Origin of the sequence: Candidatus Solirubrobacter pratensis, from assembly GCF_000425945.1 — a bacterium.
Taxonomy (GTDB): Bacteria; Actinomycetota; Thermoleophilia; order Solirubrobacterales; family Solirubrobacteraceae; genus Solirubrobacter; species Solirubrobacter pratensis.
In genome coordinates this window covers 1-19,437 of sequence record NZ_AUEK01000014.1, presented here as the reverse complement: position 1 = coordinate 19,437, position 19,437 = coordinate 1, and the positions used below count along the sequence as shown (strand labels likewise).

Sequence of the window (19,437 nt, the reverse complement as noted above, 5' to 3'; positions counted from 1 at the left end):
CGCGATCGCAAATGCCCCGACAAGGGCCGTTGTTCCTCTAAGAAGGACTCGCTTCATGACCACCCCACCGCGGCTAACACGCGGGCCACGCGATCGGAGCGCCCTTGACCATGGGCATTGCTCCACGCACCCCGCCGATCCTAGTCGACCGTCTCCTGAATCCGACGCGAGCGAAGCCAGTCATCGCACACTGAACTTCCGCTTCGCCGTCAGGAGCTTGGCCCCACCCTGCTTCAACGTCACCGTAGCGCTGTAGGAGCCCTTCCGGACCGATGTCGCCAACACGAGGTTCACCTTCCTGCCCGGAAGGACCCGCAGGCCCGCGACGTTGTCGTTGAGCGTGCCGCGGGCGCCCTTGACCGACACATGGCCGGAGATCGCGTCGATCGTGTTCCCTGTACTGGTCAGCGGCAATACGACGGCCTTGCCCGAGCGCTTGACCTGCCCGGCGGTCAGTCCGTACCGCTTCTGCGCCGGCGGGAGGCGGAGCGTGCCCACGAGCCGGTAGCCGAGCACCACGCCGCGGCGCTTGGCGGCGTCGACCGGCAGGCCGGTCACGTCGAGCGCACCGTAGAGCGAGCCACCCGCGGGCGCGCCGGTCAGCGTGACCGCCACCGTCTGCTCGGCGCCCGCCGCGAGCGTGAAGGAGCCGGCGTCGACCTTCACCTGCGAGAGCGCCGACCGGCGGTCGGGCGCGAACGCCCCGGCCGCCGACTCGGTCCACGGACGCGGCGTGACCGTGACGGCGAGCGCCGCGGCGGAGCGGTTGGCGATCGTCAGCGTGCCGAGCCGGCCGGGCACCGGCGCCGCCTGCAGCACCGTGGGCGAGAGCGCGAGACCGCCCGTCTGCGTGGCCCGCGCCGTGTGGCCGGAGGCGAGCGCGGCGCCGCCGGCGAGCAGCGCCGCCGGCACGGCCGCGGCGGCGACCCATCGTCTCATCGCGACCTCCTGGTGACCTTGACCTTGAGCTTGACCTGCGAGCGCCTGCCGTCCGCGTTCGTGTAGCGGAACACGAGCGTCCGCGAGGACTTGTACGCCAGCACCAGCGTGATCGCGCCCTTGCTGCGGACGGTCGCGCCGCTCTTGCGGTAGGTCTTCTTGCCGATCGTGTTGAACAACTCGATCGGCGTCTTGACGGGCGCCGAGTGCCGCTTGCCCTTGACCACGCAGGTCAGGTGGCCGCGGAAGCGGTAGCGCTTGCCGTACTTGAGCACCGGCACGCCCTTGGAGATCTTCAACGGCTTCTGCGAGAGCTCCATCGAGAGCTTCGGAGAGGCGCACGACGTCGCCGAAGCTCCGGCCACGCCACCGGTGCCGCCGCCGGAGCCGGCCGAGCCGTTCTGCCCAGCGGCGTTGCCGCTGCCGATGCTCAGGGTCGCCGTGTTGCTCCCGAGGTTCGGGTGGTTGCCGATCTCGGTCACGGCGTTCCTGATGTAGTCGGTCGCGTTGCCGGCGGCGTCGTAGACCTTGACCGTCACCCGATGCTCGCCGTCGGCGAACCGGCTCGTGTCGAGATCGATGGACCTCTCGACGTGGGCGGGGCAGGAGTTCTCGATCGGCAGGTCGACGACGCCGTCGCCGGGCGTCATGTCGGCGCAGTTGTCGCTGAACCGGATGCCGTCGTAATACGCGTCGTCGACGTACAGGTCGGCGTGGTCGAGCCCGACGCCGGTGTCGTTGATCCACACGGCCACGGCGACGCTGCCGTTCGTGTGGTTCGCGATGCCGCCCGTCCCGGCGGGCGGCGTGGTGTCGGCGACCGTGAGTCCGACGCGCTGGACCGAGACGCCGGTGCCGGCGCGGGTGGTGGCGAACTTGACGAAGCCGCCCTTGAGGTTGCCGGTGTCCGCGATCGGCGCGGACACTGCACCGCTGACGTCGGTGGAGGAGCCGTCGAACTCGGCGCCCTCGTACGTCGCGGAGTAGCGGTTCTCGGTGTCGAGGCCGGACGCGCCGCGCAGCAGCGACACGCGCTTGAGCACGACGCCGGGACGCACGACCAGGCCGAAGCTCTGCGAGAAGACGCCGCCGGCTGCGAGCGCCGTCCCGTCCACCCCGCAGCCCGTGCCGTACTCGGCCGCGCCGCCGAACGGCCCGGCGCCGAGCGCCTTGCCCGTCGGCCCGTGACAGGCCCAGAGCACGACGTCGTTGGCGGAAGCAGAGCTCGCCGCCGCCAGGCCCGCCGCGCACGTCATAGCGAAAACAGAGAGCCGCAGCCCTCCGCGTGAAGGCATCATTGCCCTTCTCCCTCCTGCAATTCCGTTCGACCCAAGACGACCCCGGCGAGGGCGCAGACGCCCCGTAATCGGCCATCGACGGTACTTGTCGGCGCAAGCGCAGGTCAAGTCTCCGTCCGTCCAAAGGAAGAGGATCGGCTTCCGGCGTCAGCCGTAGTACGGTGCGCGCGTGAGCACCCCAGCCGTCCTCTCAGACATCACGACCGCCCGCACGCTGGGCGAGGTCGCGCTCGGCGCGGCCCGCCGGCACACGGGCGACGCGCTGCGCGCTCCCGGGCGCGCGCCCGTCGCCTACGGCGAGCTGGGCCGGGCGGTACGCGAGATCGCGGCCGGGCTCGCGGCGCTCGGCGTCGAGAGCGGCGACCGCGTCGGCATCCTCGGCGGCACCGTGCCGGAGTGGACGCTGTCGGACTTCGGCGCCCTGTGCTCGGGCGCGACGGTCGTGCCCGTCTACCACACGAACTCGCCCGAGGAGTGCGAGTACGTGCTCGCGCACGCCGGCGTGAAGCTGCTGATCCTCGAAGACGCCAAGCAGGCGGCGAAGATCGCCAAGGTGCGCGAGAACCTGCCCGAGCTCGAGCAGATCATCGTGATGACGGGCGGCGCCGAGGGCGCGCTGACCCTGGCGGAGCTGCGCGCCAAGGGGGCGGGCGGCGAAGCGCTCGCGGATGAGCGCGTCGCGGCCGTCTCCCCGGGCGACCCGGCGACGATCGTCTACACGTCGGGGACGACCGGCCCGCCCAAGGGCTGCGTCCTCACGCACGCGAACCTGCTCTCGATGGCCGGCGCGTACATCGACCGCCTGGGGCTGCGCGACGAGCCGTACGTCTACTTCCAGTACCTCCCGCTCGCGCACGTGCTCGCGCGCATGGTCGCCATCGTCGGGATCGACACCGGCGGGACGCTCGCGTTCTGGAGCGGCGACGCCAAGCGCATCGTCGAGGACATCGCGGAGGCGGCGCCGACGCACGTGCCGACCGTCCCGCGCCTGCTCGAGAAGATCCAGACGCGCGCGCTCAGCCAGGCGACGGGCACGAAGGGACAGGTCTTCGCGCGCGCGCTCAAGACCGGCGAGCGGGTGGCCAAGGCGCGCCGCGCCGGCCGCTCGCCCTCGCCGCTGGACCGCGTCCGGCACGCGATCGGCGACCGCCTGGCGCTGTCGAAGGTGCGCGCCGTGCTCGGGCCCAACACGCCGATCGTCGTCACCGGCGCGGCGCCGATCGGCACCGAGGTGATCGAGTTCTTCGCCGCCTGCGGCGTGACCGTGCTCGAGGGCTACGGGATGACCGAGACATGCGCCGCGGCGACGCTCAACACGCCGTCGGAGTGGCGGGTCGGCAGCGTCGGGCGCGCGCTGCCAGGCACCGAGGTCGCGACCGCCCAGGACGGCGAGATCCTGATGCGCGGCCCGCACGTGTTCGCCGGCTACCACCGCGACGAGGAGGCCACCGCGGCGGTCGTGCGCGAGGGCGGCTGGCTCGCGTCAGGCGATCTCGGGTACGTCGACGCCGACGGCTACGTGCACATCACGGGCCGCAAGAAGGACCTGGTGATCACGTCCTCGGGCAAGAACGTCTCGCCGGAGCAGATCGAGAGCGCGCTGCGCGAGATCCCGTGGATCTCGCAGGCCGTCGTGGCCGGCGACCGGCGCTCCTACCTGGTCGCGCTGATCACGCTCGACCCCGACGAGGCGCCGCGGCTGGCGGCCGAGATCGGCGCGCCGGCGGACGCGGCGGCGATGGCGCAGGACGAGCGCGTACGAGCGGTGATCGAGAAGGAGATCGCCGCCGTCAACCAGCGCTTCGCGACGATCGAGCAGATCAAGCGCTTCGCGATCCTGCCGCGTGACCTCTCGCAGGCCGACGGCGAGCTGACCCCGACGCTGAAGGTCAAGCGCTCGGTCGTGTACGACCGCTACTCCACGGCGATCGACCGCCTGTACGGCGACTGAAGCACAGGTCGGCGACACGCGGCTCGCACAGCCGCAGCAGGTCGCGCGGGTCGATCAGCACGCCGCCCTCGAGCACGATCTCGTCGAGGTAGAGCAGGCTGAGGCAGACGACCTCGGGCACCGCCTCATGGCCGAGCGGCGGCAGCGCCTGCGGGTCGAAGCCCGGGAAGTCCTGCGCGACCTCGGCGGGCGTCGCGGCGCGCAGGCGCGGACCGGCGCGCAGGGCGCGGCGCGCGCGGGCGATGTCCAGGCGGTCGCCGGCGGGGATCACGACGAGCCGCACGAGGTCGCCGTCGACGAGCACGACCGTCCGGGCGGTGGGCTGACGCCCGACCAGCTCGTACGGGATGCCCGCGAGTTGGAGCACCTCCTCGAGGACGGCACTTCCCATCAACCGCCCATCCTCTCATCAATGGAGGATGGTTGCCAACGCACTCCGCAATTCGGCGTACCGCGTGGCTGCGAGGAAGCGACCGCGTCCGCGGGCGGCCAGCGCGCGGCCCGCGCGGACCGCGTCCTCGTCGGGGCTCGTCCCCAGCACGTCGACGCGGTCGAGCCCCGCGAGTGCCGTCAGCGGATCGGCGCCGGCCGTCGCGCGGCAGTCGCCGAGCATGATCGCGAGCCGCTCGGCGGAGGGCACCTTGGCGAGCTCGCGCGCGCCGGTCCGCAGGGCGAGCGCGAGATCGGTGCGGCCCGTGCCGCGCAACGAGAGCAGGTCGTCGACGAGCCGCGCCGGCGCGCGCGCGGCGGTCTGCGGCTGCAGCACAAGCGCATCGGCGGCGAACGCGATCACGCTGACGCTCGCGCTCGCGCCCTCCTCGCGGGCGAGCACGACCGCGGCGGCCGCCATCGCGGCCAGGCCGACGGCGTGCCCGCGCATCGAGCCGCTGTGGTCGACGAGCAGGCAGACGGCGCGCCGCGGCGCCGTCCAGCGGCGCGCGACGAGGTCCTCGGCGCGGCGCGGGCGCCCCTCGGCGCGCTGCAGCGTGCGCTCGACGTCGAGGTCGCCCTCGTCGGCCGCGCCCGGCTCGAGCCGCCGGTAGCCGCGGGCCGTCCCGGCGCCGAGCCGGCCGGCGCGGACGAACAGGCGTGCCGCCAGCCGGCGGGCCTGCGCCCGCAGCGCCGGGTCGGTGGCGGCGGACAGGTCGGCGAGCAGCGCGACGGCCGCATCGGGATCGCTGCGCAGCAGGTCCTGGATGGCGGACTCGTCGAGCTCGCCGACGCCGGGCGAGACGCGGGCGAGGCTCTCATGGGCGGCCGCGAGCTGCGCCCGTGCGAGCGTCCGGCGGCCGCGCTCGCGCACCCGTTCGCGGGCGGCGGCGCCGCTCAGCGATTGCCCGGTGCCGCGGGCCGGCTCGGGGCGCCCCTCCGCGGGGCGCTCGCTTTTCCCAGGCCGGCGATCAGCTCCATGACGATCGCCTCGGGCGTCTTCTCGCAGCCCTCCTCGAGCCGCAGGCGGCCGGACAGCGCGGCGATCGCGGCGTCGGCGAACGTGCCGTCGTCGGCGCCCCCGCGCAGGGCGGCGAGCTCGCGCTCGAGCCGCACGAGGTCGATCGCGCCGCGCACCGAGGCGCCCATCCACACCTGCGGGTGCTCGCGGGATGCGCGCGCGAGCTCGACCGCGCGCGCGTCGTCGAGGCCGGTCAGGCGCTCCACGATCGCCCGCTCGGCCGCCGCGTCCTGGTAGCCGATCGCGATCCGGCACATGCGATCGGAGATCGCCTGGCTCACGCGCGCGGTCCCGACGGCGTCGAATGGGTTCATCGCCGCGATCAGGCGGAACTGCGCGCCGGCGGGGACGCGGCCGAGGCGCGGGACGTGGATCTCGCCTTCCGCCAGCACGCCGACGAGCACGTTCAGCGTCTCCTCCGGGACGCGGTTGAGCTCCTCGATGTACAGCAGCGCGCCTTCGCGCACGGCGGTCAGCAGCGGGCCGTCGACGAAGGTGTCGGGCCGGTAGCCGGCCTCGAGCACCAGCGCGGGGTCGTGGTGGCCGATGAGCCGTGCGGGGGTCAGCTCGGCGTTGCCCTCCACGAACTCCACGCCGCGGCCGGCGCCGGCGGCCACAGCGCGCAGGAGCGTCGACTTCCCGGTTCCCGGCGGTCCCTCGAGGACGACGTGGCAGCCGCCGGCCAGCGCGGCCGCGAGGACCTCCGCCTCCCGCCGAAGGCCGACGATCCTGCCGTCGATCGCGGCGAGCAGTGCACGCGGATCAGTGCTCGTGGATCATCACGCCCCTGATGTTCTTGCCGGCCAGCAGGTCGTTGTAGCCGTCGTTGATCTGATCGAGGGTGTAGCGCGTGGTGATCAGCTCGTCGAGCTTGAGCTTGCCGGCCTGGTACATGCGGATCAGGTTGGGGATGTCGTGCATCGGGTTCCCGGACCCGAACAGCGTGCCCTTGACCGTCTTGTCGTAGAGCGTGAGCCCCGCGCCCGAGAGCTGCACGGTCAGCTTGTTCGGGTCGGCGAGGCCGGTGATGACCGCCGTCCCGCCCTTGCGGATCGCGTTGACGGCCGCGCCGACGACCTCCTCGCTGACGACGTCGACGGTGATGATCGCCTTGTCGGCGCCCACGCCGCGGGTGAGCTCCTTCGCGAGCTCGTGCGCCTCGCCGGCGCTCGCGACGCTGTGCGTGGCGCCGAGGTCCTCGGCCGCCTCGCGCTTGTTGGCCAGCGGGTCGACGGCGATCAGGTTCATCGCGCCGGCGTGCGCGGCGCCCTGGATCGCGTTGGCGCCGATCCCGCCGATGCCGTAGACGATCACCGTCTCCCCCGGCATCACGTCGGCCGCGTAGACGGCCGAGCCCCAGCCGGTCGGGACGCCGCAGCCGACCAGGACCACCACGTCGAGCGGCAGGTCCTCGTCGACGCGCACGCACGAGGTCTCCGAGATCGTCGCGTACTGGCTGAACGTGCCGAGCATGCACATCCCGCCGATGTCGTCGCCGTCGCCGTGGAAGCGGAACGTGCCGTCGGGCATGCAGCCCTCGAGGATCGTCGCCCCGAGGTCGCAGATGTTCGAGTGCCCGGTGGCGCAGAAGCGGCAATGCCCGCAGACCGGCAGGAACGACGTGACGACGTGGTCGCCCTCGGACACGCGGCTGACGCCGGGCCCGCACTTCTCGATCACGCCCGCGCCTTCGTGGCCTCCGACGATCGGGAAGCGGGGGACGATGTCACCGTGGCGCAGGTGCTCGTCGGAGTGGCAGAAGCCTGCCGCCTCCCATCGGATCAGCACCTCGCCGGCCTTGGGCTCGTCGAGCTCGAGCTCGACCACATCCCAGTCCTTCCCGCTCTCCCACAGAACCGCGGCCTTGGTCTTCACGAGGTCTCTCCTCCTCAGTCGACGGGCCGATCGTATAGAACGGCGGCACGGTTCACAGACGGCTTGGCGCGTCGGATATCGAGGTCTCCGCGCCGCGGCCGTCGCCCCTGCTGACGATGCGGCGGCCCACCCGGTCGCGGTCAGTCACTCTGCGAGCACGTCCGGGAAGCCGAACATCGCGACCAGCGCCGGGTCGTGGAACGCGATCACGCGCGAGACGCCGGTGGCGGTCGGAGCCAGCACCACCACGCCGTTCGCCAGGAGCGCGCCGTCGGCGTCGCGGTGGTACACGACAGCGGCGGGCTGGCCGTTGGCCGTGGTCGCGATCATCCGCCAGTCGCCCGGCGTGCCCAGCACGTACGCGTCGAGCATGTGGATGCACTTCATTCGGCCTGCCTGCCATTCGCGGAACGGCGTCGCCTCCAGCGTGGCGTCCGTGCGCAGCACCTGTTCCAGCACGCCGGCGTCGGAGCGTTGGAAGGCAGTGATGTAGCCGTCGAGCAGCGCACGCGACCGCTGGTCAGTCGGTTCGAGCAGTTCCTCGGGCTCCGGCTCCAGTTCGTCCAGCCGGGCGCGGGCGCGCTGCAGACCGCTCTTGACCGCCGCCACGCTCGTACCGAGGACCTCCGCGGCTTCGGCCGCGGAGAACGCCAGCACGTCGCGCAGGATGAGGATCGCGCGCTGGCGCGCGGGCAGGTGCTGCAAACTCGCGATCAGCGCCAACCTCAGCGACTCGCGTGCGACCACCACCGCCGCCGGATCGTCGGCGGCCGGGGCGATCCACCTGTCCGGCAATGGCTCCAGCCACGAGACCTCGCCCGGTGCAACGGGACTCGCCGGGCGATTCGGTCCATCGTACGGACCCGCCAGGCCAGAGGGCAGTACCCGGATCCGGCGCGGCTCCAACGCCGTCAGGCAGACATTGGTGGCGATCTTGTAGAGCCAGGACCGAATCGACGCGCGGCCCTCGAAGCCGGCGTAGGAACGCCAGGCCCGAAGATACGTCTCCTGCACCAGGTCCTCGGCGTCGTGCGCCGAGCCGACCATGCGGTAACAGTGCGCCAACAACTCCCGGCGGAACCGCGCGGTCTCGGCGGCGAACCGGTCCTGGTTCGCCGCCTCTCGCACCTGCGCGCGACCGGTCCCGCCGGTCGTCAAGGTACGAGGGCCAGTTTGCCGACGGTCGCCCGGGCTTCCAGTTCCGCGAGCGCGTTCGGGCCGTCGGCCAGTTCGTACCCGGTGGTCCGGCCGGGGGTGAGCACGCCGGCGGAGATCAGCGCGGACAGCTCACCCATGAGCTCGCCGAAGATCTGCGGTACGGCCTGGATCAGCACGCCGATGTTGAGACCGATGATGTGGACCTGGTGCTTGTACACCAGCTCCCAGTTGGTGATTGCGACTTCGCCACCTGCCACGCCGTAGACGACGACCCGGCCGGTGACCCGCTTGGCCGCGGTCAGGCTGGCGTTGAAGGTGGCGCCCCCCGCCGACTCCAGCACCAAATCGGCGCCGGCGCCACCGGTCAGCCGCAGCACCTCGGGCGCGAGGTCGCCTTCGAGGGAGTCCAGGACGTGGTCGGCGCCGAGTGCCAGCACCGTCTCGTGCTTGCCCGGCGAGGCGGTGGCGATGACCGTCGCGCCGTAGTGCTTGGCCATTTTCACCGCTGCCTGTCCGGTCCCGCCCGCGGCGGCGTGGACCAGCACGGTCTGCCCTGCGGCGATGCCGCCCAGCGGCTTGAGCGCGGCCAACGCGGTGGGCCAGTTGACGACCAGGCCCAGCGCCTGCCGTGCGGTCCAGCCCACCGGCACCGGCACCGCCGCAGCCGCCGGCAGGAGCATGTACTCGGCGAACGCGCCGTCGCCGACGCCGATGACGCGAGTCCCCGGTCGCAGGCCGGCCACCGCGTCGCCCACCGCGACCACTTCGCCGGCGGCCTCGAAACCCGCCAAGTACGGCGGCCGCGGGCCGCCCAGAAACGTGCCGTAGGACTTCGAGATGTCGGCGAAGTTGACGCCGGCGGCCGTGACGCGGATCAGGACCTCGCCCTGGCCAGGGCTCGGCACCGGGGCATCGGTGATCAGGCGCATGTCCTGCGGACCGTTCAGGGAGGTCTGCTGCAGGGCGCACATGGTGGCGGGGATGCTCATGGCGATCAGCCTTCTCTTCTCGGCACGTGTAATCGAAGCGGCCCGTCCGGCGGGTCGGGCTCTCCACGTGTAGACCTCGGTCGCCACAGAAAGGAATCGGTTGCTCAGCGTTGCCCGTTGAGCGTCTTCTTGATCGCCTCGCTTTCAAGACACGGCCTAGCGGCGGCGGCGCCGCTCGGCCTCGCGCTCGCGGTCGTCCTGACTCTGGATCGCCAGCCGGATGAACAGGTTCGCGAGCACGACGAGCAGCGCGACGCCGAGCAGGACGATGCCGGCGCCGACCGCGGCGTCGGCGCCGGTCGCGATCAGGATCACCCCGGCGACGGCGATCGCGACCGGGAGCCAGATCCGGACGAGTGTCAGCACACGACCTACGGTACGCCCATGCAGGGTCACTCACGGGGTGACGAGGCCGTCGAGCGGCGCCACGACCTCGCCCCGCCGGATCGGCATGCACGCGCCGAGGTCGCGCCCGAACTCGATCCCCGCCGCCTGCGCGCGATCCAGGAACGTCTGGAGGTGGTCCATCGCGCCGGTCGCGACGTCGTGCAGGACGAGCACGTTCCCGTCCTGGGCGAGCGCGCGCTCGACCCAGCCGTCGGGGTCCTCCCAGTCGCGCGGGAGGCGGTCCCACAGCACCACCGAGTAGCCGCCCGCGGTCAGCAGATCGACCGCGTCGCGGCTGAAGAGGCGGCGGTCCAGGCGGCCGCCCCCGCCCATGGGGCGGAAGAGGCGGTCCGGGTGCGCGAGGCCGTCGAGCAGCTCTTGCGTGCGCTCGATCTCGGCGCGGGCCGTCGCGGCGTCCTGCGTGCCGAGCGGGGCGGCGTGGGTGTAGGTGTGGTTGCCGATCCAGTGTCCCTCGGCGTGCGCGCGCTCGGCGAGGTGGCGGTGGCGCGCGAGCTTCTCCCCGACCACGAAGAACGTGGCCTTCAGGCCTCGCTCGGCGAGGAGGTCGAGGACGCGCGGGGTGACGGCGGGATCCGGGCCGTTGTCGAACGTGAGCGAGACCATGTCGATTCCAGAGATGATCGCCTCGCTGCCCGATCACCGCGAGTTCGCCGCCCACCCTGAGGTCTCGCACGGCGTCGCACTCCACGACCGTGCCTGACCTGATCGTCGCGGGGGAGCGGCCGGCGCCTACGCGGCGGGCGGCGGCGCCCAGTCGGCGCTCGGCGCGCCGTCGCGGTAGATCTCGATCCCCCGGTGCTGCGTGAAGTAGACGACGACCTCGTCCGGCGACACGCCCGCGGCGACGGACACGAGCCGCGCGATCTCGCCCGCCAGCCGCGGCAACCGCTCCGGCTCGCGCCCCGAGCGGATCTCGCACGTGACGACGATCACCGGACGCGGGCCGGACGGGAAGCAGCGCAGCACCTCGGCGCGCCGGAACGCGACGCTGATGCGCTGCTCGTCGGCCTCCATCACGGTCGCGTACGCGCGCGCGAGCGCCGAGGCGAGCTCCACGCGCCCCTCGAGCTCGCGGTCGAGGTCGATCTGCAGGTATGGCACCGAGGAGACATTCTGACCGCCGGTGCGGCGCCGTCGCCGCCCGATAGCTTGCCGCGGATGGATCCGGTTCCCGCGTCCGCCTCGCGCTCTGTCCTCGTCCGCTGGATGGGCCTCGAGGACGCCAACACCGTCGGCTTCGTGCACGGCGGCACCGTCATGAAGCTGTGCGACGAGGCCGCCGGTCTCGCCGCGATCCGCCACTCGCACAGCCGCGTGGTGACGGCGGGCGTGGACCGGATGACGTTCAACGAGCCCGTCAACATCGGCGACCTCGTGACGTTCCGCGCCTCGGTCAACGCCGCCTGGACGACGTCGATGGAGGTCGGCGTGCGCGTCGAGGCGGAGCGCCCGGGGACCGGCGAGGTGCGCCACACGAGCAGCGCGTACCTGACGATGGTCGCCGTCGACGAGCACGGGCGCCCCGCGCCCGTGCCGCCGCTGCTGGTCGAGGACGAGGTCGAGGCGCGGCGGCAGCGCGAGGCCCAGACGCGGCGCTCGAACCGGCTCGCCGAGCGCGAGCAGCTGCGCCGGGGGGAATGATCCGCGCGTCCAGGCGTCCGCGCTGAGCGGGAAAAGACCTGACGTTTGCTGGGTAGGCTACCCGCGTGACCCTCGAAGACACGACCGCCCGGCCCGCGCGCAGGTTCGCGACCGTGCGCGAGGCGACGTTCGACGTACTCCGGCGGCTGGGGATGACGACGATCTTCTCCAACCCCGGCTCGACCGAGGTGCCGTTCCTGTCCGGGCTCCCCGAGGACCTCCGCTTCGTGCTCGCGCTGCACGAGGGCTCGGTGGTCGGCGTCGCGGCCGGCCACGCGCTCGGCCGCGGCGAGCCCGCGCTGGTGCTGCTGCACTCGACGCCCGGCCTGGGCAACGCGGTCGCGGCGCTCGCCAACGCACGCGCGAACCGCGCGCCGCTGGTCGTCGTGGTCGGCCAGCAGGACCGCCGCCACCTCGCGCTGGACCCGTTCCTCGCCGGCCGGCTCGAGCGGCTCGCGGGCGACTACCCCGTGTGGGTCGACCAGCCGGTGCGCGCGCAGGACGTGCCGGGGACGATCGTGCGCGCCTACCACGAGGCGGTCACCGCGCGCGGACCGGCCGTCGTGATCGTGCCGATGGACGACTGGCTCGAGCCCGCCGGCGAGCCGCACGAGACGTTCGGGCCGCAGCGCGTCCTGCGCTCCGCCGCCGCCGATCCGCGCGCCGTGGACGAGCTGTCCGCGCTGATCGACGAGGCCGAGTCGCCGGCGATCGTCGCCGGCGCCGGCGCCGAGTGGACCTCGCTCGTCGCGCTGGCCGAGCGCCTGGGCTGCCCGGTGTGGCAGGAGCCGTTCGGTGGCTTCGCCGGCTTCCCGCAGGATCACCCGCAGTTCGCCGGCCACCTCCCGTCCCGCCGCGCCCGGCTGCGCGCGGCGCTCGCCGCGCACGACCTCGTGCTGGTGGTCGGGACCGGCGCACTGCGCCAGTACCCGTACGACGCCGGCCCGCTCGTCCGCGAGGGCACGCGCATCGCCGTGATCACGCAGGACGCCGGCGAGGCGCATCGCAGCCCGGCGGAGCTCTCCGTGCTCGGCGACCCGGCGGCGACGTGCGCGGCGCTTGCCGGCGCGGTCGAGCCGCGCGAGCTCGCCGCGGCCCCGATCCAGCGCCCCGAGCCGCCGGCCCCGGGGGAGCCGCTGCGCGCCGGCCACGTCCTGCAGGCGCTCGCCGACCGGCTCCCGCGCGACGCGATCCTGGTCGAGGAGACGCCGTCGAGCCGCCCCGAGCTGAACGCGCGCATCCCCGCGACCGCGCCGCTGGGCTTCATCAGCGCGATGGGCCTGCTCGGCTTCGGCCTGCCGGCGGCGGTCGGGCTGCGGATGGCGCGCCCCGACCGGCCGGTGCTCGCCGTCCTCGGCGACGGCGCCTCGCTGTACCAGATCCTCGGACTCTGGACCGCCGCGCGCTACGACGTCGGCGCGCTGTTCGTCGTGCTCGTCAACGGCGGCTACGCGATCATGGATCGCCTGGCCGAGCGCAGCGGCGCGCCCGGCCCATGGCCGGGCGTCGACGTCGACATCCCCGCGATGGCGCGCGCCCAGGGATGCGAAGCGGTCATGGTCGCCGGCCACGACGCGCTGCTCGAGCAGCTCGACGCGCATCTGCCGCGGCTCGCCGACCGCCGCGCGCCGCTGCTGCTCGCCGTCGAGGTCGCTCAGGACGAGACCTTCGACCCCTGATCGGACGCATCGAGGACCGCGAAGCTCGCGTATCGTCGACAACCTTGTCGCCTCTCCAGACTCCCTCGGCGCTGGCGAGAGAGCTCGTCCGCGGCGCGTATGACCTGCACATCCACGTCGATCCGGACGTGGTCGGCCGGATCGTCGACGACGTCACGCTGGCGGAGCGCTTCCGCGCGCTCGGCCTCGCCGGCTTCGGCTTGAAGTCGCACTACACGTCGACCGCCGAGCGCGCGCGGGTGGTCTCACGCGTCGTCCCCGAGGTGCGCGCGGTCGGCGCGCTCACCCTGAACGCGGCGGTCGGCGGCCTGAACCCGCTCGCCGTCGAGATCGCCGCCCGCGAAGGCGCGCGTATCGTGTGGCTGCCCACGGTCGACGCGGTCAACGAGACCGGCCGCCACGACGGGCCCCACGTGCCGATGTGGGTGCGGATCCAGGAGGACCTGCGCGAGGCCGGACTGCCGGTGCCGAAGGTGCCGGTGCTCGACGAGCGGGGCGCTCCGCTGCCCGCGCTGCTGGACGTGCTCGGCGTCGTGGCCAGGCACGGCCTCGTGCTCGCCACCGGCCACCTCGGTCGCGACGAGATCTTCGCGGTGGTCGACGCGGCGCTCGGCGCCGGAGTGCACGACGTCGTCATCACCCACCCCGAGTTCCCGTCGCAGTCGCTCTCGATCGGCGACCAGGTGGCGCTGGCCGAGCGCGGCGCCTGGCTCGAGCGCTGCTTCACGACGCCCCATACCGGGAAGTGCCCGTGGGAGGTCGTCTACGACGGGATCCGCGCCACGGGCGCGAAGCGCAACCTGCTCTCGACCGATCTCGGCCAGCCTGCGAACCCGCCGGTCGAGGACGGCCTCGCACTGTTCGCCGACCGGCTGCTCGAGGGCGGCTTCAGCGAACAGGAGATCCGCACGATGACGGTGGTCAACAGCACGAGGCTGGCCGGATGAGCCGCGTGCTCGTGATCGGCGCGCACTCGGCCGACTTCGTCTGGCGCGCCGGCGGCGCGGTCGCGCTGGCCGACGAGGCGCGCGTGATCGCCCTGTCCTACGGCGAGCGCGGCGAGTCCGGCGAGCTGTGGAAGGCCGAGGGGCAGACGATCGAGAACGTCAAGCAGGTCCGGCACGCGGAGGCCGAGAAGGCGGCGTCGGCGCTCGGCGCCGAGTTCCGTGCGCTCGATTTCGGCGACTACCCGCTCGAGGTCGGTCCCGAGCGGCTGGTGCAGGTCGTGGACGAGATCCGCGAATACGCGCCCGCCGTGCTGATCACGCACACCGACACCGACCCGTTCAACCCGGACCACCCTGTCGCCTACGCGGTGGTGCAGCGGGCACGCTCGCTCGCCGCCGGCGCCGGCGTGGCGAGCGCGTTCCCGTCGATCACGCCGCCGCAGCTGTTCCTGTTCGAGCCGCACCAGCCCGAGCTGTGCAACTTCACCCCCACGACGTTCGTCGACATCACGTCGGTGTTCGACGCGAAGGTCGAGGCGATGGCCGCGATGGAGGCGCAGAAGTACCTCCAGACCTACTACGCGCAACGCGCCGAGCAGCGCGGCAACCACGCGCGGCGGGCGTCGGGGCGCAGCGAGGTGCGCTACGCGGAGGCGTTCCAGCGCGTGCTCCCGCAGGTGGTGGACCGGCTGTGACGTTCGCCGAGCTGGGCGTGGCCACGGTGTACGAGGCCGCAGGACGCGAAGGGCTGATCGACGTCTCCTTCGAGGTGCGCGGCGAGGCCCCGGTCGCCGGCCCCGCGCGGACGGTGCGCTGCGGGCAGGGCGACAACCTCGCCGTGCACGCGGCGATGAAGCGGCTGCGGCCGGGCGAGGTGCTGGTCCTCACGATGCCGCTGCCTGAGCCGGTGGCGCTGCTCGGCGACCTGCTCGCCACGCAGGCCCGCGTGCACGGCGCCGTCGCCGTCCTGGTCGACGCGGCGGTGCGCGACGTCGAGGAGCTCGGCATGCCCGTGTGGGCGCGCTGGGCGCGCGTGCGCGGGGCGGGGAAGGACGAGCCCGGGGAGCTGGACGTCCCGGTGGAGGTCGGCGGCGCGCTGATCCGGCCCGGCGACGTCGTCGTGCTCGATCGCGACGGCGCGTGCGTGGTGGCCGCCGAGCGCGCGGACGCGGTGCGCGAGGCGGCGCTGGCGCGGCTACAGAAGGAGCGTGTGAAGCGCGAGCGGCTGCAGGCCGGCGCGTTCTCGTACGACCTGGACGGGCTCGGGCGATGATCGCGCACCTCGGCCCCGTCGAGCTGCTCACGCCGAAGCCCGAGGCGAGCCTGGCGTTCTTCCACGACGTCCTCGGGATGGAGATCGAGAGCCAGGCCGGGCAGTCGGCCTTCCTGCGCGGCTGGGGCGACTACCAGCGCTACTCGCTGATCCTCACCGAGGCGCCCGCGCCCGGTCTCGCGTGGATGGGCCTGCGCGCGTGGGACCAGGAGTCGCTCGAGCGCCACGCGCTGGCGATCCCCGGCGGGCGCTGGGAGGACGGCATGTACCGCTTCGCCGATCCCGACGGCCACGAGTTCCGGCTCTACCACGAGACCGAGCGCTACGTCGCGCCCGAGCACCTGAAGCCGTCCTGGCGCAATCAGCCGCAGCGCTATACGGGCCGCGGCGCGTGCGTGAAGCGCCTGGACCACGTGAACCTGCTGGCCTGCGACGTGCGCGCGTGCCGCGAGTTCGCGTGCGACGTGCTCGGCTATCGCCACTACGAGGGCATCGTCCTCGACGACGGGCGCGAGACCGGCGCCTGGTTGAGCCTGACGACCGCCGCGCACGAGCTGATCTACGTGCACGACGCGCGCGAGGCCGGCGGGCGCCTGCACCACCTCGCGTTCTGGGTCGACACGCGCGAGGAGTGCCTGCGCGCCGCCGATCTGTTCGTGGACGCCGGCGTACCGATCGAGGCGGCGCCGTCCAAGCACGGCGTCGCGCAGGGGTTCTTCCTGTACGGCTTCGAGCCGGGCGGCAACCGGATCGAGGTCACGACCGGCGGCTACATGGTGTACGACCCCGAGCAGCAGCCGGTCATCTGGAGCGAGGCCGAGCGGGCGCGAGGCCAGTTCTGGGGCGTGCGGACCGTCCCGAGCTTCCACTACTACGGCACGCCGCCGACGCCTGAGGACGCCGAGCTCGCGCCCTGAAGCCCGCGGTCGAGCAGGTCGACGAGGCGCTCGAACGTCTCGTCGACCGAGAGCGCGATGCCGAAGCCTCCGCCGGCCGCGAGCGCGGCGAACCCGTGCAGGGCGGCGCGAACGGCGCGCGTGGCGTGGATCGCGTCGTCGCCCTCGAGGCCGTACCCGGCGAGGATCGCCGTGACGACCCGCACCGCACGGGCGGCGGCGTCGTCGTCGCGAAGGTCGGCCGACCGCTGCAGCGCCTGGTAGGTCCCGGGATGCGTACGCGCGTACTCGCGATACGCGCTCGCGACGGCGTGCAGCGCGTCCCGGCGCGAGCGCCCCGCGGCCGCCTCCTGCATCGCGTCCGCCAGCTCCCGCGCGCCGCGGACCGACAGCCGGCGCCGGAGATCGTCGAGCCCCGCGACGTGCGAGTACAGCGAAGGCGTGCGCACGCCGAGCTCGCCGGCCAGCCGCGCCAGCGTGACGGCCTCGAGCCCTTCGGCATCGGCGATCCGCGCCGCGGCGGAGACGACCGCGTCGGGATCGAGCCCGGCCCGTACCATCAGCGCAGCGCCTTGCCCATCGCCGCGCCCGGGTCCTTGACGACCTTCCCGTGTCCGGCGGCGAGCAGCGACGGGTTGCGGGCGAGCAGCGAGCGGGCCGACTCGTGCGCTTTGGCGCGGTCCCAGGTGGCGAAGGCGACGAGCGGGAAGCGCCAGTTCATCTTGCCCGCCGAGCTGACGCCGCCCAGCGTCGAGAAGGCGTCGCCGGCGATCAGCGCCCGGTCGCGCGTGTCGAGGAACGAGACGTGGCCGGGGGTGTGGCCGCGCGACGCGAGGACCTCGAGGCTCCCGATCATGTCCCCCGGGCGCAGCCGCACGTCCGGGACCGTGGCGATCTTCGGCCAGCTGCCCTTGAGCCTGCCCTCGTAGGGCGTCTCGCCGGCGTGGATGCGGGCGTCGGTCTCGGGCATGAGGACCTCGACGCCGAGCGCGTCCTCGAGCGCATCCAGCGAGCCGACGTGATCGCCGTGTCCGTGCGTCAGCGCGATCCGGCGGATGTCGCCCCCCGCCAGCCGCGCCGCCGCGATCAGCTCGCCGGCGCCGCCCTTGAGCGTCGTGTCCACGAGCGTGAAGCCGTCGTCCTCGCGGACGAGGTACGCGTTCACGAAGCCGGTGCGGGTGAGCTGGATCAGGTTCTCGGTGATCTGGGTCGTGCGCATGGTCGCTCCTACTCGCATTAGGTCCTTGCCTAATGATATTAGGTTGTCAAGTGCCCGAGCGTGAGATATGATTGCTCACACAACTACCCGAGGGACTCGACATGAAGCTCGACGGCATCCACCACATCAGCGCGATCACCGGCGACGCCCAGCGCAACGTCGACTTCTATACGCGCGTCCTCGGCCTCCGTCTGGTCGCCAAGTCGGTCAACCAGGACGACCCGAGCGTCTACCACCTCTTCTACGGCGACGAGGTCGCGCACCCCGGCGCCGACATGACGTTCTTCGAGTACCCGCATGCGATCCCCGGCCGAGCCGGCGCCGGGATGGTCCACCGCATCGTCTGGCGCGTCGGCTCGCCTGAGGCGATCGGCTTCTGGGACGCGCGGCTGACCGCCGAGGGCGTGTCGCACGAGCGCGACGCGACTTCGCTGCGCTTCGCGGATCCCGAGGGCCTCGGCCACGAGCTCGTCGTCACCTCGGCGAGCGATCCGGCGCTGATCGCCGACCATCCCGAGATCCCCGCCGCCGTCGCGCTGCAGGGCTTCGAGGGCGTCCGCGCCTACAGCGCGAACCCGCGGGCGAGCGCCACGGTGCTCGAACGTCTCATGAACGCCGAGCGGCGCGACGATGCGTCCTTCGAGCTGCGCGGCGAGCGCCGCGGCGGCTGGATCGCGTTCGATCCCGCCCCCGCCGAGCGGGCCCGTCAGAGCGCCGGCACCGTGCATCACATCGCGTGGGGGACGACCGACGCCGAGATGAGCGCGTGGATCGATGCCGTCACGCGCGCGGGCATCCCCAACAGCGGGCTCGTGGACCGCTACTACTTCCACTCGCTGTACTTCCGCGAGCCGGGCGGGGTGCTCTACGAGCTCGCCACCGAAGAGCCCGGCTTCCTCATCGACGGTCCGGTCGAAGAGCTCGGCAGGCGCGTGATCCTGCCGCCGTTCCTGGAGTCCGAGCGCGAACGGATCGAGGCCCGCCTGACGCCGCTGCCGGACCCGCGCGCGGGCTGGTCGACGACACTCTCATGAGGCCGAGCGCGCCACCGACGTGAATCGGTGGAACGCCATCACGTGCGGGGAGTACGCTTACGTATGACCATGCTCACCGCTGCGCAGTCCTCATCCGGCGAAGACCGGACTCGACCGCCGGGGGAGACATCGGAGGCACGAATCGCGAAAGCACTGGCCCATCCGCTGCGGGCCCGCATCCTGCAGCGACTGGGCGAGCGCGTCGCCAGCCCCGGTGATCTCGCCCTGGAGCTCGGCGCCCCACTGGGCGTCGTGAGCTACCACGTCCGAATGTTGCGCGACTACGACTGCGTCGAGCTCGTACGCACCGAGCCACGCCGCGGCGCCCTGCAGCACTTCTACCGCGCAACCGCGCGCCCCACGCTCGACGAGGACCAGTGGAAGACGCTGCCCTCCAGCCTGCGCAAGGAGCTCTCCGGCGAGAGCCTCGCCGAGATCGTCGAGGACATGCGCGCCGCCTCGGAAGCCGGCAAGCTCGACGACCCCGAAGTGATCGTCCAACGCACCCCGCTCGAGCTCGACGACCGCGCCTTCAAGAAGCTCAACCGCCTGCTCGCCCGCACCCACGAACAAGCACTCGCGATCGCCGCCGAAAGCGCCCAACGCCAAGGCGAGAAGAGCACCACGGTCTTCCCCACCGAGCTCGCCGTGCTGCACTTCAGGCGCGCCGAGCAGTAGAC

General features: G+C 72.8%; 22 protein-coding genes. 9 read left to right on the top strand and 13 right to left on the bottom strand.

Features of this window, described 5'->3' with window-relative positions:
* Positions 1-180 precede the first annotated feature (180 nt).
* Both H958_RS0120860 and H958_RS0120855 read right to left on the bottom strand, forming a co-directional pair.
* Complete coding sequence (locus H958_RS0120860) at positions 181-939, bottom strand: hypothetical protein (RefSeq protein ID WP_028060065.1); 759 nt, start codon at positions 937-939, stop codon at positions 181-183.
* Positions 936-2,195 carry an Ig-like domain-containing protein gene (locus H958_RS0120855; RefSeq protein ID WP_028060064.1) on the bottom strand — a complete coding sequence of 420 codons (1,260 nt, stop codon included), beginning with the start codon at positions 2,193-2,195 and terminating at the stop codon, positions 936-938. The genes H958_RS0120860 and H958_RS0120855 overlap by 4 nt, the downstream gene beginning before the upstream one ends.
* 211 nt (positions 2,196-2,406) lie before the next feature.
* Between H958_RS0120855 and H958_RS39195 the strand changes: the two genes are divergently transcribed.
* Positions 2,407-4,188: an AMP-dependent synthetase/ligase gene (locus H958_RS39195; protein WP_081686117.1), complete on the top strand. Its 1,782-nt coding sequence runs from the start codon at positions 2,407-2,409 to the stop codon at positions 4,186-4,188.
* Here the strand turns inward: H958_RS39195 and H958_RS0120845 are convergent.
* The 9 genes from H958_RS0120845 to H958_RS39180 all read right to left on the bottom strand — a co-directional run bounded on the left by H958_RS0120845 (position 4,127) and on the right by H958_RS39180 (position 11,169).
* A complete protein-coding gene (locus H958_RS0120845; RefSeq protein WP_028060063.1) occupies positions 4,127-4,579 on the bottom strand; it encodes a YbaK/EbsC family protein in 453 nt (150 codons plus the stop codon). The genes H958_RS39195 and H958_RS0120845 overlap by 62 nt on opposite strands.
* Positions 4,580-4,597: 18 nt before the next feature.
* Positions 4,598-5,491: a vWA domain-containing protein gene (locus tag H958_RS39190; RefSeq protein ID WP_051324603.1), complete on the bottom strand. Its 894-nt coding sequence runs from the start codon at positions 5,489-5,491 to the stop codon at positions 4,598-4,600.
* 23 nt (positions 5,492-5,514) lie between these two features.
* Complete coding sequence (locus H958_RS39185) at positions 5,515-6,366, bottom strand: AAA family ATPase (protein WP_255325443.1); 852 nt, start codon at positions 6,364-6,366, stop codon at positions 5,515-5,517.
* 34 nt (positions 6,367-6,400) lie between these two features.
* The gene (locus H958_RS0120830; protein ID WP_028060062.1) at positions 6,401-7,513 is read right to left on the bottom strand and encodes an NDMA-dependent alcohol dehydrogenase; all 1,113 of its coding nucleotides are present in this window, start codon (positions 7,511-7,513) and stop codon (positions 6,401-6,403) included.
* A 144-nt stretch (positions 7,514-7,657) separates the two neighbouring features.
* Positions 7,658-8,671, bottom strand: coding sequence for an RNA polymerase subunit sigma-70 (locus H958_RS0120825; protein ID WP_051324601.1), 1,014 nt, complete (start codon positions 8,669-8,671; stop codon positions 7,658-7,660).
* Entirely contained in the window at positions 8,668-9,660 is a 993-nt protein-coding gene (locus H958_RS0120820; RefSeq protein ID WP_028060060.1) for a zinc-binding dehydrogenase, read from the bottom strand. Before H958_RS0120820 ends, H958_RS0120825 begins: the two co-directional genes overlap by 4 nt.
* A 156-nt stretch (positions 9,661-9,816) precedes the next feature.
* On the bottom strand, positions 9,817-10,026 hold the full coding sequence (locus H958_RS0120815; protein ID WP_028060059.1) for a hypothetical protein: 210 nt from the start codon (positions 10,024-10,026) through the stop codon (positions 9,817-9,819).
* A gap of 30 nt (positions 10,027-10,056) precedes the next feature.
* Positions 10,057-10,671: a polysaccharide deacetylase family protein gene (locus tag H958_RS0120810; protein WP_037411006.1), complete on the bottom strand. Its 615-nt coding sequence runs from the start codon at positions 10,669-10,671 to the stop codon at positions 10,057-10,059.
* Positions 10,672-10,797: 126 nt separating this feature from the next.
* Positions 10,798-11,169 carry a hypothetical protein gene (locus H958_RS39180; protein ID WP_037411004.1) on the bottom strand — a complete coding sequence of 124 codons (372 nt, stop codon included), beginning with the start codon at positions 11,167-11,169 and terminating at the stop codon, positions 10,798-10,800.
* Between the two features lie 57 nt (positions 11,170-11,226).
* Between H958_RS39180 and H958_RS0120795 the strand changes: the two genes are divergently transcribed.
* From H958_RS0120795 to H958_RS0120770, 6 genes are all read left to right on the top strand, one after another.
* Positions 11,227-11,709 (top strand): acyl-CoA thioesterase, encoded by a 483-nt coding sequence (locus H958_RS0120795; RefSeq protein WP_028060057.1) that lies wholly within the window; start codon positions 11,227-11,229, stop codon positions 11,707-11,709.
* 65 nt (positions 11,710-11,774) lie between these two features.
* Complete coding sequence (locus H958_RS0120790; RefSeq protein ID WP_196807475.1) at positions 11,775-13,388, top strand: thiamine pyrophosphate-binding protein; 1,614 nt, start codon at positions 11,775-11,777, stop codon at positions 13,386-13,388.
* A 44-nt stretch (positions 13,389-13,432) separates the two neighbouring features.
* Positions 13,433-14,335 carry a DUF6282 family protein gene (locus H958_RS0120785; protein ID WP_028060055.1) on the top strand — a complete coding sequence of 301 codons (903 nt, stop codon included), beginning with the start codon at positions 13,433-13,435 and terminating at the stop codon, positions 14,333-14,335.
* Entirely contained in the window at positions 14,332-15,030 is a 699-nt protein-coding gene (locus H958_RS0120780; RefSeq protein ID WP_028060054.1) for a PIG-L deacetylase family protein, read from the top strand. The genes H958_RS0120785 and H958_RS0120780 overlap by 4 nt, the downstream gene beginning before the upstream one ends.
* Complete coding sequence (locus H958_RS0120775; protein ID WP_028060053.1) at positions 15,027-15,608, top strand: RraA family protein; 582 nt, start codon at positions 15,027-15,029, stop codon at positions 15,606-15,608. Before H958_RS0120780 ends, H958_RS0120775 begins: the two co-directional genes overlap by 4 nt.
* A complete protein-coding gene (locus tag H958_RS0120770) occupies positions 15,605-16,525 on the top strand; it encodes a VOC family protein (protein WP_028060052.1) in 921 nt (306 codons plus the stop codon). The genes H958_RS0120775 and H958_RS0120770 overlap by 4 nt, the downstream gene beginning before the upstream one ends.
* Here the strand turns inward: H958_RS0120770 and H958_RS0120765 are convergent.
* Together H958_RS0120765 and H958_RS0120760 are read right to left on the bottom strand one after the other, a co-directional pair.
* Positions 16,480-17,064: a TetR/AcrR family transcriptional regulator gene (locus H958_RS0120765; protein WP_028060051.1), complete on the bottom strand. Its 585-nt coding sequence runs from the start codon at positions 17,062-17,064 to the stop codon at positions 16,480-16,482. The two genes, H958_RS0120770 and H958_RS0120765, sit on opposite strands and share 46 nt — an antisense overlap.
* Positions 17,064-17,723: an MBL fold metallo-hydrolase gene (locus H958_RS0120760; protein WP_028060050.1), complete on the bottom strand. Its 660-nt coding sequence runs from the start codon at positions 17,721-17,723 to the stop codon at positions 17,064-17,066. Before H958_RS0120760 ends, H958_RS0120765 begins: the two co-directional genes overlap by 1 nt.
* 101 nt (positions 17,724-17,824) lie before the next feature.
* On the opposite strand from H958_RS0120760, the gene H958_RS0120755 reads away from it, so the two are divergent.
* Positions 17,825-18,757 carry a VOC family protein gene (locus H958_RS0120755; protein WP_028060049.1) on the top strand — a complete coding sequence of 311 codons (933 nt, stop codon included), beginning with the start codon at positions 17,825-17,827 and terminating at the stop codon, positions 18,755-18,757.
* Between the two features lie 63 nt (positions 18,758-18,820).
* Positions 18,821-19,435, top strand: coding sequence for a winged helix-turn-helix domain-containing protein (locus H958_RS0120745; protein ID WP_081686116.1), 615 nt, complete (start codon positions 18,821-18,823; stop codon positions 19,433-19,435).
* Positions 19,436-19,437 lie beyond the last annotated feature (2 nt).

Bases quoted from the DNA above. Each gene is read 5' to 3' on its own strand.
- H958_RS0120860 (WP_028060065.1), bottom strand. From the start codon at position 939: ATGAGACGATGGGTCGCCGCCGCGGCCGTGCCGGCGGCGCTGCTCGCC.
- H958_RS0120855 (WP_028060064.1), bottom strand. From the start codon at position 2,195: ATGACGTGCGCGGCGGGCCTGGCGGCGGCGAGCTCTGCTTCCGCCAAC.
- H958_RS0120845 (WP_028060063.1), bottom strand. From the start codon at position 4,579: ATGGGAAGTGCCGTCCTCGAGGAGGTGCTCCAACTCGCGGGCATCCCG.
- H958_RS0120820 (WP_028060060.1), bottom strand. From the start codon at position 9,660: ATGAGCATCCCCGCCACCATGTGCGCCCTGCAGCAGACCTCCCTGAAC.
- H958_RS0120810 (WP_037411006.1), bottom strand. From the start codon at position 10,671: ATGGTCTCGCTCACGTTCGACAACGGCCCGGATCCCGCCGTCACCCCG.
- H958_RS0120795 (WP_028060057.1), top strand. From the start codon at position 11,227: ATGGATCCGGTTCCCGCGTCCGCCTCGCGCTCTGTCCTCGTCCGCTGG.
- H958_RS0120780 (WP_028060054.1), top strand. From the start codon at position 14,332: ATGAGCCGCGTGCTCGTGATCGGCGCGCACTCGGCCGACTTCGTCTGG.
- H958_RS0120770 (WP_028060052.1), top strand. From the start codon at position 15,605: ATGATCGCGCACCTCGGCCCCGTCGAGCTGCTCACGCCGAAGCCCGAG.
- H958_RS0120765 (WP_028060051.1), bottom strand. From the start codon at position 17,064: ATGGTACGGGCCGGGCTCGATCCCGACGCGGTCGTCTCCGCCGCGGCG.
- H958_RS0120760 (WP_028060050.1), bottom strand. From the start codon at position 17,723: ATGCGCACGACCCAGATCACCGAGAACCTGATCCAGCTCACCCGCACC.
- H958_RS0120755 (WP_028060049.1), top strand. From the start codon at position 17,825: ATGAAGCTCGACGGCATCCACCACATCAGCGCGATCACCGGCGACGCC.
- H958_RS0120745 (WP_081686116.1), top strand. From the start codon at position 18,821: ATGACCATGCTCACCGCTGCGCAGTCCTCATCCGGCGAAGACCGGACT.